General features: G+C 71.9%; 14 protein-coding genes. 10 read left to right on the top strand and 4 right to left on the bottom strand.

All coding sequences use genetic code 11. The annotated features are described in order from the left end of the window. The first annotated feature begins 43 nt into the window (after window positions 1-43). The 9 genes from AC1ROY_RS26525 (at window position 44) to AC1ROY_RS26485 (ending at window position 7555) form a co-directional block, all read left to right on the top strand. Window positions 44-418: a bleomycin resistance protein gene (locus AC1ROY_RS26525; protein ID WP_493151928.1), complete on the top strand. Its 375-nt coding sequence runs from the start codon at window positions 44-46 to the stop codon at window positions 416-418. A 115-nt stretch (window positions 419-533) separates the two neighbouring features. Further along, the gene (locus AC1ROY_RS26520; RefSeq protein ID WP_493151927.1) at window positions 534-1499 is read left to right on the top strand and encodes a Bug family tripartite tricarboxylate transporter substrate binding protein; all 966 of its coding nucleotides are present in this window, start codon (window positions 534-536) and stop codon (window positions 1497-1499) included. 203 nt (window positions 1500-1702) lie between these two features. After that, window positions 1703-2968, top strand: a complete 1266-nt coding sequence (locus AC1ROY_RS26515; protein ID WP_493151926.1) for a glutamate-5-semialdehyde dehydrogenase — start codon at window positions 1703-1705, stop codon at window positions 2966-2968. 75 nt (window positions 2969-3043) lie between these two features. Further along, a complete protein-coding gene (locus AC1ROY_RS26510; protein WP_493151925.1) occupies window positions 3044-3895 on the top strand; it encodes a 2-keto-4-pentenoate hydratase in 852 nt (283 codons plus the stop codon). Continuing rightward, the gene (locus AC1ROY_RS26505; RefSeq protein WP_493151924.1) at window positions 3892-4515 is read left to right on the top strand and encodes a nicotinate-nucleotide adenylyltransferase; all 624 of its coding nucleotides are present in this window, start codon (window positions 3892-3894) and stop codon (window positions 4513-4515) included. The genes AC1ROY_RS26510 and AC1ROY_RS26505 overlap by 4 nt, the downstream gene beginning before the upstream one ends. 16 nt (window positions 4516-4531) lie before the next feature. Beyond that, on the top strand, window positions 4532-5407 hold the full coding sequence (rsfS, locus tag AC1ROY_RS26500; protein WP_493151923.1) for a ribosome silencing factor: 876 nt from the start codon (window positions 4532-4534) through the stop codon (window positions 5405-5407). Between the two features lie 70 nt (window positions 5408-5477). Continuing rightward, window positions 5478-5939: a 23S rRNA (pseudouridine(1915)-N(3))-methyltransferase RlmH gene (locus AC1ROY_RS26495; RefSeq protein WP_493151922.1), complete on the top strand. Its 462-nt coding sequence runs from the start codon at window positions 5478-5480 to the stop codon at window positions 5937-5939. 47 nt (window positions 5940-5986) lie between these two features. Beyond that, on the top strand, window positions 5987-6655 hold the full coding sequence (locus tag AC1ROY_RS26490) for an NnrU family protein (RefSeq protein ID WP_493151921.1): 669 nt from the start codon (window positions 5987-5989) through the stop codon (window positions 6653-6655). Window positions 6656-6715: 60 nt separating this feature from the next. Beyond that, entirely contained in the window at window positions 6716-7555 is an 840-nt protein-coding gene (locus tag AC1ROY_RS26485; protein ID WP_493151920.1) for an ion transporter, read from the top strand. 1 nt (window position 7556) lies between these two features. Here AC1ROY_RS26485 and AC1ROY_RS26480 read toward each other — a convergent pair whose 3' ends face one another. Continuing rightward, the gene (locus AC1ROY_RS26480) at window positions 7557-7916 is read right to left on the bottom strand and encodes a DUF2306 domain-containing protein (protein ID WP_493151919.1); all 360 of its coding nucleotides are present in this window, start codon (window positions 7914-7916) and stop codon (window positions 7557-7559) included. Window positions 7917-7969: 53 nt separating this feature from the next. Between AC1ROY_RS26480 and AC1ROY_RS26475 the strand changes: the two genes are divergently transcribed. Next, complete coding sequence (locus AC1ROY_RS26475; RefSeq protein WP_493151918.1) at window positions 7970-8497, top strand: TetR/AcrR family transcriptional regulator; 528 nt, start codon at window positions 7970-7972, stop codon at window positions 8495-8497. Between the two features lie 34 nt (window positions 8498-8531). On the opposite strand, the gene AC1ROY_RS26470 is transcribed toward AC1ROY_RS26475, so the two are convergent. The 3 genes from AC1ROY_RS26470 to AC1ROY_RS26460 are packed head-to-tail and all read right to left on the bottom strand — an operon-like array spanning window position 8532 to window position 11445. Then, entirely contained in the window at window positions 8532-9500 is a 969-nt protein-coding gene (locus AC1ROY_RS26470) for a Bug family tripartite tricarboxylate transporter substrate binding protein (protein ID WP_493151917.1), read from the bottom strand. 38 nt (window positions 9501-9538) lie between these two features. Beyond that, window positions 9539-9994 (bottom strand): GNAT family N-acetyltransferase, encoded by a 456-nt coding sequence (locus tag AC1ROY_RS26465; protein WP_493151916.1) that lies wholly within the window; start codon window positions 9992-9994, stop codon window positions 9539-9541. Continuing rightward, window positions 9991-11445 (bottom strand): M81 family metallopeptidase, encoded by a 1455-nt coding sequence (locus tag AC1ROY_RS26460; protein WP_493151915.1) that lies wholly within the window; start codon window positions 11443-11445, stop codon window positions 9991-9993. Before AC1ROY_RS26460 ends, AC1ROY_RS26465 begins: the two co-directional genes overlap by 4 nt. Between the last annotated feature and the right edge of the window lie 50 nt (window positions 11446-11495).

Below are 11495 nucleotides of genomic sequence, written 5' to 3'. Positions count from 1 at the left end.
TCCGCGAATGTCCGGCCCTTCCCTCGTTCCAGAGCTTTACGTCATGGACTGCGCCCGCAGCCTCGCCTTCTGGTGCGGGATCTGCGGCTTCTCCGTGGTCTACGACCGGCCGGAGGAAGGTTTCGCCATGCTGGAGCTCGAGGGCTCGCGGGTGATGCTCGACCAGATCGGGCTGAGCCGGGACTGGATGACCGGCCCCCTGGAGCGGCCCTTCGGGCGCGGCATCAACCTGCAGATCACGCTGACCGACATCGCGCCGGTCCTGGCGGCGCTGGAGGTGGCCGGCTGGCCGCTCCACCTGGCGGTGGAGGAGAAGCGCTACCGTGTCGGCGCCGGCGGCGTCGCGGTGCGGCAATTCCTGGTGCAGGACCCGGACGGCTACCTGCTTCGCTTCTCCCAGGAGATCGGTCGGGACTGAGCTGCCCGTTTCCCGGGCGATTCCGTCGTGCAAGCCGCGTTTTGTCCGGCCGATCGTGCTTTTTTCGGGCGGGATGCCCGCCTAGCCTCGGGGCGTTCCGCCAGGGAGGCCCGCCATGATCCCCCGCCGCACCGCCCTTCTCGCCGGCCTTGCGCTGCCCGCCGTCGCCCGGGCGCAGGACTGGCCGGCGCGGCCCATCCGCGTGGTGCTGCCCTTCGCGGCCGGCGGCTCCTCCGACGTGGCGGCGCGGCTGCTGGCGCCGCGGCTCGCCGCGCTGCTGGGCCAGCAGATCGTGATCGAGAACCGCGGCGGGGGCGGCGGCAACATCGCGGCCGAGCTCGTCGCGCGGGCGGCGCCGGACGGCTACACCCTCTTCCAGGGCAACATGGGCGTGATGGCGGTGAACCCGACGCTCTACCGCTCGCTGACCTGGGATCCCGTGAACAGCTTCCGGCCGATCTCGCACATCATGGCGGTGGCCAATATCCTGGTCTGCCCGGCCGAGCGGCCCTGGCGCAGCGTGGCCGACCTGCGCGCCGCGCTCCTGGCTGCGCCCGACACCATCCGCGCCGGCAATTCCGGGCCGGGCTCCATCGGCCACCTCGCCGTCGTGCTCTTCGACCACCTCGCCGGCACGAAATCGGTGCATGTGCCCTATCGGGGCGGCGGGCCGATGGCGACGGACCTCATCGCCGGGCACCTCGACTACGGCTTCGCCACCACGCCCACCGTGCAGTCCGCCATCGAGGCCGGGCGGCTGCGGGCGCTCGCCATCGGCACCGGAACGCGCAGCCCGCTCTTCCCCGATCTGCCGACGGTGGCCGAGGCCGGGCTGGCGGGCTTTGAGGTGAGCAACTGGGATTCCTGGCTCTTCCCCCACGGCACGCCGGACGCCGTGGTGAGCCGCATGGCCGCCGCGATGCGCCAGGCGCTGACCACGCCGGAGCTGCAGGCCGAATACGCGCGCCGCGGGCTGGAGGCGTTCGCCAGCTCGCCCTCCGAGCTCGCCGCCGCCATCCAGGCCGAGACCGTGCGCTGGGCGCCGATGGTGCGGGCCAGCGGCGCCACGCCCGAGGGGTAGGCCAGCCGCCTTACTGCCTTGCCATCTTACCGAGCGAACCGCGCGGCTTTCGGACAAATGCCCGGCCCGCGGACGCCATGCGCCCGTCGATCGCGCGATCCTAGGAAAAACTCTGCGCGAAATCAAGGATTTCCGGCCGATAGAGCCTGGGCGCTGGCGGAGGCCGCCCGCCGGGCCTATGTCCTCGGGCAGGAGTGCCCGACATGAATGTCCTGACCGACGATACCGCCACGCTGCTCGACACCGCCGCCCGCGCCGCCCGCGCGGCGGCCGTCCCGCTCGCGCGTGCGGGACGACCGGCCAAGGACGCGGCGCTGCGCCATGCCGCGGCCGCCATTCGCGCCCGCTCCGCCGAGATCCTGGCGGCCAACGCGGCCGATCTCGCCGCCGCGCCCGGCCTCTCCTCCGCCTTCCTGGACCGCGCGACGCTCACGCCCGCGCGCGTCGAGGCCATGGCCCAGGGCCTCGACGAGATCGCCGAGCTGCCCGATCCCGTCGGCCGGACGCTGGCCGAATGGACGCGGCCGAACGGGCTGAGCATCGCCCGCGTCGCCCAGCCGCTCGGCGTGATTGGCATGATCTTCGAGAGCCGGCCCAACGTCACCGCCGATGCCGGCGCGCTCTGCCTTAAGGCGGGCTCGGCCGTGCTGCTGCGCGGCGGCAGCGAGAGCACGCTCTCCGCCCGTGCCATCGCGGATTGCCTGCGGGAGGGTCTGCGCCAGGCGGGCCTGCCCGAGGATGCCGTGCAGCTCGCCCCCACGCAGGACCGCGGCTTCGTCGGCGCCATGCTGCGCGCGGCGGGGCTGATCGACCTCATCATCCCGCGCGGCGGCAAGGGCCTGGTGAACCGGGTGCTGGAGGAGGCGCGGGTTCCCGTCCTCGCCCATGCCGAGGGGCTCTGCCACACCTATGTCCACAAGGCCGCCGACCCGGAGATGGCGCGGCGCATCCTGATGGATGCGAAGCTGCGCCGCGTCGGCGTCTGCGGCGCCACCGAGACGCTGCTGGTCGACGCCGAGGTCGCGCCGAGCCTGCTGCCGCTGCTGCTCGGCGACCTCGCCGCGGCCGGCTGCACCTTCCACGCCGATATCAGGGCGCGTGGGATCATGCCTGTCCTGCCGGCCGCGACCGACGAGGATTTTTCGACGGAATGGCTGGACGCGGTGCTGAACGTCGCGGTGGTGGACGGGGTCGACGGGGCGCTGGCGCATATCCGCCGCCACGGCAGCGAACACACCGAGTGCATCGTCACCGAGGACGCCGGGGCGGCGGAGAAGTTCCTGGACGGCATCGATTCCGCCGTGGGCCTGTGGAACGCCTCGACCCAGTTCTGCGACGGCGGCGAGTTCGGCTTCGGCGCCGAGATCGGCATCGCCACGGGGCGGCTGCACGCGCGCGGCCCGGTCGGGCTCGAGCAGCTCTGCACCTTCCGGTACAGGATCACCGGAACCGGCCAGATCCGTGGCTGAGCTCCGCGGCTGATTTCCGTCTTCCTTCGGCCCGCCAACAGGTTAGTCTCTCCCGAAACACGGGAGAGAACCACCATGCGCAGCCTGTTGCTCGCCGCGGCTGCCAGCCTTGCGACCCTCGGCCCCGCGCTCGCCGCCTGCCCGGGCGAGGCGGCCGTGCAGGCGCTCTCGCGGTCGATCCTGGCCAATGCCCCGGCCCCGGCGCTGACCGGCATGACGAGCCTGGCCGACGGGCAATGCGCGCAGGACAGGCTGGTGCCGCTGATGGTGCCGCATCTCGGCCAGCCGGTCGGCTACAAGGTGGGCCTCACCAACGCCGCCGCCCAGCAGCGCTTCGGCGTGGCGCACCCGGTCACGGGAACGATCTACCAGCAGACCATCGCGCTGCGCTCGGGCGGCGAGGTGCCGGCGCGCTTCGGCGCGGTGCCCAATGTCGAGGCCGATCTGCTGGTCCGCGTGAGCAGCGACGCCATCAACCAGGCGCGCACGCATCTCGACGTGCTGCGCGCCATCGACCTCGTGATCCCCTTCATCGAGATGCCGGACCTCGTGCTGTCCTCGGGCATGGACGGCCCGAACCTGCTCGCCATCAACGTCGGCGCGCGCCTCGGCGTGGCGGGCGAGGCGATCCCCGCGCAGGTGACGGAGGAGTTCGCCGCCCGGCTCGGCACCATGATCGTCACGCTCTCCAGCGACCAGCGCGAGATCGCGCGGGCTCCCGGCACGGCGCTGCTCGGCCATCCGCTGAACGTGATCCCCTGGCTCGCCGAGGACCTCGCGCGTCGCGGCCAGCGCATGCGGGTGGGCCAGTTCATCTCGCTCGGCGGCTTCTCGCCGGCCGTGGCGGTCGAGGCGGGCCGGACCTACACCGTGCGCTATGAGGGGCTGCTGGCCCAGCCGGTCACCGTGAGCGTGCGAACGCATTGAGATCAGGACCAGGACGCTTCGGCGATGGGCGCCGCCGGCGCATCGGCCTGTTGGGAGGCAGCTTCAACCCCGCCCATCACGGCCATGCGCATGTGGCGCGGGCGGCGCTGCACGCGCTCGGGCTGGACCAGGTCTGGCTGATGGTCTCGCCGGGCAATCCGCTGAAGCCCGCCAACGGCATGGCGCCCTTCGCGGAACGGCTGGCCAGCGCGCGGAAGGTGGCGGACGGCGTGCGGGTCATCGCCACCGACATCGAGCAGAAGCTGGGCTCGCGCTACACGCACCGGACGCTGTCGCTGCTGCGCAAGCGGTTCCGTCGGGCGCGCTTCGTGCTGATCCTGGGGGCGGACAACCTGATCCAGCTCCCGCGCTGGCAGCGCTGGCGGTCCATGCTGCGTCACGTTCCGCTGGCGGTCCTGCCGCGGCCGGGCTACAGCAGGGCCGCATTGCGCGGGCAGGCGGCCTCGGCGTTGCGGCACCGCCGCCGGCGCGCGGCTTCCCTGCTCAATTCGCGTTGGACGGCGGGGGCGCCCTGGTGCTTCGTGCCGGCCGCGGAGCGGGCCATCTCGGCCACCGCCATTCGGGCGGCCTCCGGGCCCATCGGCCCACCCATCGGATAGAGAAAGATTTCGGCGCATGGCGCGGACACCAGACGAGACGAAGAAGCCGGCCCGGAAGGCCCCCGCCCAGGCTCGCGGCAACGCCGCGGCGGCAAAGCCTACCCCGAAGAAGACCCGCGCCGCCGAATCGGCCCCCACGCCGCCGGCGCGCGAGCGCACGGCTGCGCCGAGGTCTCGCGCTGCTGCCGAACCCGCGGCCGCGAAGCCGTCCCGCACGCGCTCCGCTCCCGCACCGAAGTCCCGCGCCGCGGCTGAGCCCGCCGCGAAGCCCTCGCGTGCCCGCACCGCTGCGCCGAAGTCGCGCGCCGCGGCCGAGCCGGCCGCGAAGCCGTCCCGTCCGCGGGCCGCCGCGAAGCCGGCGGTCACGAAGTCGCGTGCCATCGCCAAGCCCGCCGCCGCCCCGGCCAAGCCGGCGCCGCGCACGACGGCCAATGTCCGCGCGACCCCGAAGGCGGCCGCCAAGCCGGCCGCCGCGCCCAAGGCAAAGGCTGCTCCCAAGCGCGGTCGCGCCGCCAAGACCGATCCTGACCGGCTGGCGCGCCTCGTGGAGGCGGCCCGCAAGAGCCTGGATGACGACAAGGCCGAGGACATCGTCGTGCTCGATGTCCGGTCGCGCGCCAGCTACGCCGACTGGCTGATCATCGCGACCGGCCAGGTCGACCGGCAGATCCAGGCCATGGCCTCGCATATCGACCAGGCGCTGGCCGAGGAGGGGCTGAAGCTCCGCCGCGACTCCGTGCAGTCCAGCGAGGACTGGGTGCTGATCGACGCGGGCGACCTCATCATCCACCTCTTCAAGCCGGAATCGCGCCTGAAGTTCGACCTGGAGAAGATGTGGGGGCCGGACAGCCCGCTGGGCGAGTCGGGGCCCGGGGAACAATCCCCGATCTAGCGCGCAGGGTTGGTGTGGCGGCTGCGCGCCAAGCCCGGACTCATGCGGGCCCGCCGTCAGGCGGGCCCGCATGAAGGCACGCCTGCTCGCCGTCGGCCGTTTCAAGTCCGGCGCCGAGGGAGCGCTCTTCGCGCAGTACAACGCGCGGCTCCGGCCACCGCTGGAACTGGTGGAACTGCCCGACGCGGCCGGCAGCCCGCCGGAGATCCGCCGGCGCGAGGGCGCCTCGATCCTCGCCGCCCTGCCGGCCAACGCGCTGCTGGTGGCGCTGGACCTCGGCGGCGCAGCCCCGTCCAGCGAGGCCCTGGCCGCCCTGACCACCCGCTGGGAGGAGGCCGCCCGGCCCATCTGCTTCGCCATCGGCGGGGCCGAGGGGCTGGACGAGGCCGTCACCCGCCGCGCGGAGCACCGCCTCTCGTTGGGATCGCTGACCTGGCCGCACCTGCTGGTCCGCGCGCTGCTGGCGGAGCAGCTGTTCCGGGCGCAGTGCATCCGGACCAACCATCCCTATCACCGCGCCTGGCGGCCCTGATTCGTTTCGCGTGGAAACCCGTTGGCTGCCCGGCCTAGGCTCGCGCGATGATCTGGCTCGTCCTGATGTCGCTGTTCTGGGTGGGGGTGCATATCGGCATCGCCGGCACCTCGGTCCGTTCCGCCATCGCCGCCCGCATCGGCGACAATGGCTTCCGGGGCCTCTTTTCCACCGTCTCGGTCGGCGCGATCGTGCTGCTGGTGATGGCCTGGCGGACGGCGCCGCATATTCCGCTCTGGACCCTGCCCGAGTGGTTCGACTGGCTGGTCGTGATCCTCATGCTGCCGGTTTTCCTGTTCTTCGTGGCCTCGGTCGCGACGCCCAACCCGACGGCCGTCGCCGGGAAGCTCGGCGATGCGGGGCCGCGCGGTATCCAGCGCATCACCCGGCACCCCATGCTCTGGGCTTTCGCGCTCTGGGCGGCGCTGCACGTCCTGGCGAATGGCGACGTTGCGGCGGTGCTCTTCTTCGGGGCCTTCCTGGTCACGGCGCTGGCGGGCATGCCCTCCATCGACGCCAAGCTCGCGAAACGCGATCCGGCGATGTGGGGCCGGCTCTCGGCCGCCACCTCCATCCTGCCCTTCGGTGCCGTGCTGGCCGGCCGGAATCATGTGGAATGGGGCGAGATCCCCGCCCTGGTCTGGATCCTCGGCCCGATCGCCTGGCTGGCGCTGATCGTCCTGCACCCGTGGCTCTTCGGCGCTCCCGTCCTTTGACGGGGGCTTGATCCGGCGACCCGGCGCGGCCATTCCTGTCCGGAACATGGAGATTTGGACATGCAGGAAGCGCTCACGGCGGTGCACGCCGGTGACGACCTCCGTTCGCGCGTGGCGCGCCTCGTCCTGTCGCCGGGCTTCCAGCATGCCATCACCGGGCTGATCCTGCTGAACGCCGTCTCGCTCGGTCTCGAGACCAGCGAGTCCGTGATGGCCCGGATCGGCCCCGCGCTGGAGCTGGTGGACGATATCCTGCTCTGGCTCTTCACCGCCGAGCTCGGCCTGCGCATCTACGCCTTCCGCGGCCGCTTCTTCCGCGACCCCTGGGGCCTCTTCGACCTGGTGGTGGTCGGCATCGCCTGGATTCCCGGCAGCGGGCCGCTCTCGGTGCTGCGGGCGCTGCGCGTGCTCCGGGTGCTGCGGCTGATCTCGGTGGTGCCATCGCTGCGGAACGTGGTCGAGGCGATGCTGGGCGCGCTGCCGGGCATGGGCAGCATCGTGCTGCTGATGCTGCTGATCTTCTATGTCTTCTCCGTGATGGCGACGAAGCTCTTCGGCGAGGCGATGCCCGAGCAGTTCGGCTCGCTGGGCGACAGCCTCTTCACGCTGTTCCAGCTCATGACGCTGGACGACTGGGCGAACATCGTGAAGCCGGCCATGGAGGCCGTGCCCTATGCGCTGCTCTTCTTCCTGCCCTTCATCATCCTCTCGACCTTCGTGGTGCTGAACCTCTTCATCGGCGTGATCGTGGACAGCATCCAGACGCTGCGCGAGGAGCGGGACCGGGTGGATATCGTCGCCGAGGAGGTCGCGAAGGGCGAGGAGCGGCGGGAGATCCACCTGCTCGTGCAGGAGGTGCGGGCGCTGCGGGAGGAGGTCGCGGCGCTGCGCGGCCGGTAGCTCACCCGAAGAGCATCGTGTGCAGCGTGCGCCCCGGGGCGAAGGTCGCGGCGAGCCCGGCCACGAAGAGGCCACCGGCACCGGCCAGCATGGCGCGCCTGTGCGCGCCGATGCGCCCGATCCGCGCCATCCAGATCGCATAGGGGATGTTCACCAGCACCACCACCGAGAGGATGTGCAGGTATGAGAAGTGGCCGCGCGACTGGATCGCGAAGGAGGAGAGCGCACTGAGCAGCAGCGCCGCCGCGGCCGCGCGGCCGAGGATGCGGTGCGCCCCGCGGCCCTTGGGCAGCGAGAAGATCACCAGGATAAGCACCATCGCGATCAGCGAGAGGGCGAGATGGATGTAGAGAAACGGCATGGCGCATCGCCCCGGGTTATGTTATCGACGTAAACATACCCTGGGTGTGAGCAATGTCAACATCTGAAAAGCCCTATCATCACGGCGATCTGCGCGCCGCGCTGATCGATGCCGCCGAGACCCTTCTCGATGCCGGTGGCGACATCAGCCTGCGCGAGGCCGCGCGCATGGCCGGCGTCTCGCCGACCGCGGCCTATCGCCATTTCGCCGACAAGGATGCGCTGCTGGCCGCGCTGGCGGTGCGAGGCTTTCAGGAGTTCGGCCGCGCGCTGGGCGAGGCTGCCGCCCGCAATCCCGGCCACGAGATCGCCGCGCGCGGCCGGGCCTATATCCGTTTCGCCCTCGCGCGGCCGGGCCGCTTCCGGCTGATGTTCGGGCCGCTGCTGGCCCGTGTCGCGCCGCACAATCCCGAGCTGCGCGAGACCTCGAAGCGGACCTTCGCTGCGATCGAGACGGCCACGGGCGACACGGACGAGGCGTTGCGCCGCTGGGGCATGGTGCACGGCCTGGCGCACCTGCTGCTCGACGGCGCCACGAAGACCGACGATGTCGACGCGCTGATCGACCGGCTGATCCGGTAGATCTTCCGGCGATTCCGCCCCCGCGGATCGCGCCCTACTGCTGCAGCGTGATGCCCTTCACGCGCACCACCTCGCTCCAGCGCGCGAGGTCGTTCCGCATCACCGCCGTCAGCGCGGCGCCGTCGCCCGCCACCGGCGTCGCGCCCTGCTCGATGAAGCGGGCCCGCACCTCCGGATTGGCCAGGACCTTGCCGACCTCCTCCTGGATGCGCGCCACCATCGCCGGATCCATCCCGCGCGGACCGACGAGGCCGTACCAGAAGGAATAGGTGAAATCGATGCCGAGCTCGCGCGCCGTGGGCACGTCCGGCAGCGCGGGGATGCGCCCGCCGGAGGTGCCGATCGCGATGGCCCGCGCGCGGTTGTCGCGCAGGGCGCCGAGCACGGTCGGCGGCGCCGCGATCAGCAGGCCGATGCGCCCGGCCAGGAGGTCGGCGAAGGCCGGGCCCATGCCGCGATAGGGCACGTGGGTGAGCCGGATGCCGGCGAGGTCCTGCAGGTGCTCGGTGTAGAGATGCGGGGAGGAGCCGGCGCCCATGGAGCCGTAGAAGGCCGGCTCGGCGGTCGGCATCCGCTGGCGCTCCACGAAGTCGCGCAGGCTGCGGGCCGAGGAGGCCACTGGCACGACGAAGACCGTCGGATAGTCCACCAGCAGCGAGATCGGCGTGAAATCCGCGAAGATGTCGAAGCCGAGATTGGGGTAGAGCGGCGGCGCGGTGGCGAGGGAATTGTCGGTCAGCAGCAGCGTGGTGCCGTCGGGCGGCGAGCGCACCGCGGCCGTCCAGCCGACCACGCCGCCGCCGCCGGAGCGGTTCTCGACGACGAAGCTCGTGCCGGTCTGCTCGCCGAGGCGCTGGGCGAAGACGCGGGCGACGAAATCGGTCGTGCCGCCGGGCGGATAGGTGACGAGGAGGCGGACCTGCCGGCTGCCGGGCCAGGGCTGGGCGCCGGCCGGCAAGGTCAGAAACAGCGCGGCCAGGGCCGCAAGCATGCGCAGGACCATGGATTCCTCCCGAACCCGGTCCTTATGTGGACGGACCGTTAGGTTCGCATCATGTATTGCACGCGCTTGCCGTTGCGAACATCCACGGCCTCGCCGACGGGCCGGAAGCCCAGGCGCGCATGGAAGGCCTGGCCGGCGGGGTTGGGCGGATCGAGATTCACCTCGCAGGCCAGCGGCAGGCCGCGCGCGGCGAGGTCCTCGTAGAGGGATCGCGCGACGCCGCGGCCGCGCGCCTCCGGCGCCACGACCACGCGGTCCACATAGGCGAAGCGGCCGCCGCGCGCGACGAACCAGCCGTGATTCGGGCCCTGGATGGGCGTCTCCACGCCGAAGGCCACGAGGAAGCCTGTGCCGTCGGCTATCATCCGGGCCGAGAGGGCGACGGCGACCTGCGCGGTCAGTTCTTCCAGGGTCAGCGCGTTCACCGCCGCCGCCTCGGCATTGTTGAGCGCGAGCAGCCCTAGCAGGTCGGCCGCCTCGATGTCGCGGATCATCCCTTGCGCCAGGCCTCGGGCACGTGCCGGAAGGGCAGCGCGAGCAGGTCCAGCGCCGCCGGCCCCGGCGTGTCGCATTCCACGATGGCGCTGCAGCGGCTCGCGAAGGCCGCGCGAAAGTGGTTCTTCGCCTTGTTGGCCAGCAGGCGCACCTGGGCGAGGTCGATGCCGTGCAGATCGAAGAAGGCGGGATCGACCGCGGCCTCCTTCCGGCTCGTCACCACCACGCGCAGCTTCCCGGAACGCAGCAGCGCGGTGGCGCCGAGGTCGACGGGCGCGCCATGCTCCATCGGGCCGGTGTTGAGGAAGCGGCCGTTGGTCAGCGCCTCCACCGTGCCGGAGAAGGGCACGGGCGGGCCGAAATCCGTTGTGGTCCGCCCTGCCAGCGGTCGCGAGAAGGCGCCGCCCACGCCCGCCTGCTGCGCCGCCGCCACCGCCTCGGGGTCGTGCAGGAAGCAATAGACGCATTCGACGTCGAGCCTCGCCTCTACCAGCACGCGCAGCAGGCCCGGTGTATCGGCTGCGCCGCCGGAGAGCGGGTTGTCCGCCGGGTCCAGCAGCGCCACGAGGCCGGGTGGGCCGGCCAGCGCGGTCTGCAGCGCTTCCTCCGGTGTCGGCAGGGTGACGGTGAAGCGCGAGCGTCGCGCCTCGATCTCGCCGACCAGCTTGCGTGCCAGGGCGCGTGCCGGTGCGTGCTCCTCCGCCCAGACCATGGCAGAAGGCCCGGCCGTCGGCGTGTCGCCCCAGGCGAAACCGCCGAAGAGCGAGGCGTCCAGGATCGGCGGCTTCTCCGAGGCCCAGGCCTCGGCCCAGACCTCGGCCATCGGCCCCTCGGCGTCGCGCATGTGGAAGGAGTGCAGCACCACCGGCAGCTTGGCGATGGCGCCATGCACGGCGCCGCCGGCGAGCCCGCGCTCCAGCAGCCGCAGGGCGCGCATCGCCGCGCGGTCCATGTCGACATGCGGATAGGTGCGATAGACGGAGGCGCCGTCCAGCAACCCGACCATCTGGGGTGAGATGTTGCCGTGGAAGTCGAAGCTCGCGACCAGCTTCACCCGGGGGCCGATCAGCGCGCGCACACGGCGGATGGTGGTGAGGTCCGCCTCCGGATCGCTCTCCGTCAGGCAGGCGCCGTGCAGCGAGAGGTAGACGCCGTCATAGGTTCCGGCCTTCAGCCCGGATTCCACCTCGGCGATCCAGGTGTCGTAGGCCTCGTCGGACATCGGGCCGCCGGGCTGCGCCGCCGTGCAGCGCAGGACCGTCGCCCGCCAGCCGGGCCGCTCGGCGAGAAAGGCGTCGACGGCGCCGAGCTCCGTCGCCGTGCCGCGATAGCGCTCCAGCGCCTCCGGCCCCGCCACCCATTCCCGGCCCTGGAAGGCGGCAAGCGGCGTGGGCTCCGGCGCGAAGCTGTTTCCCTCGAACCACAGGCGGGCGACGGCGATATGCGGCATGAGCCTGGTTTGATCCCTTGGTGAAAAGGCCTGCGTCGCATCTAATCCGC

The sequence above is a fragment of the Roseococcus sp. GW821-FHT12F05 genome, assembly GCF_058806835.1.
The sequence above is the reverse complement of the archived record's forward strand: the minus strand, read 5'-3'. Positions and strand labels throughout refer to the sequence as shown.

Coding starts and splice junctions, on each gene's coding strand:
- AC1ROY_RS26525 (WP_493151928.1), top strand. CDS start 44: ATGGACTGCGCCCGCAGCCTCGCCTTCTGGTGCGGGATCTGCGGCTTC.
- AC1ROY_RS26520 (WP_493151927.1), top strand. CDS start 534: ATGATCCCCCGCCGCACCGCCCTTCTCGCCGGCCTTGCGCTGCCCGCC.
- AC1ROY_RS26515 (WP_493151926.1), top strand. CDS start 1,703: ATGAATGTCCTGACCGACGATACCGCCACGCTGCTCGACACCGCCGCC.
- AC1ROY_RS26510 (WP_493151925.1), top strand. CDS start 3,044: ATGCGCAGCCTGTTGCTCGCCGCGGCTGCCAGCCTTGCGACCCTCGGC.
- rsfS (WP_493151923.1), top strand. CDS start 4,532: ATGGCGCGGACACCAGACGAGACGAAGAAGCCGGCCCGGAAGGCCCCC.
- AC1ROY_RS26495 (WP_493151922.1), top strand. CDS start 5,478: ATGAAGGCACGCCTGCTCGCCGTCGGCCGTTTCAAGTCCGGCGCCGAG.
- AC1ROY_RS26490 (WP_493151921.1), top strand. CDS start 5,987: ATGATCTGGCTCGTCCTGATGTCGCTGTTCTGGGTGGGGGTGCATATC.
- AC1ROY_RS26485 (WP_493151920.1), top strand. CDS start 6,716: ATGCAGGAAGCGCTCACGGCGGTGCACGCCGGTGACGACCTCCGTTCG.
- AC1ROY_RS26480 (WP_493151919.1), bottom strand. CDS start 7,916: ATGCCGTTTCTCTACATCCATCTCGCCCTCTCGCTGATCGCGATGGTG.
- AC1ROY_RS26475 (WP_493151918.1), top strand. CDS start 7,970: ATGTCAACATCTGAAAAGCCCTATCATCACGGCGATCTGCGCGCCGCG.
- AC1ROY_RS26470 (WP_493151917.1), bottom strand. CDS start 9,500: ATGGTCCTGCGCATGCTTGCGGCCCTGGCCGCGCTGTTTCTGACCTTG.
- AC1ROY_RS26465 (WP_493151916.1), bottom strand. CDS start 9,994: ATGATCCGCGACATCGAGGCGGCCGACCTGCTAGGGCTGCTCGCGCTC.
- AC1ROY_RS26460 (WP_493151915.1), bottom strand. CDS start 11,445: ATGCCGCATATCGCCGTCGCCCGCCTGTGGTTCGAGGGAAACAGCTTC.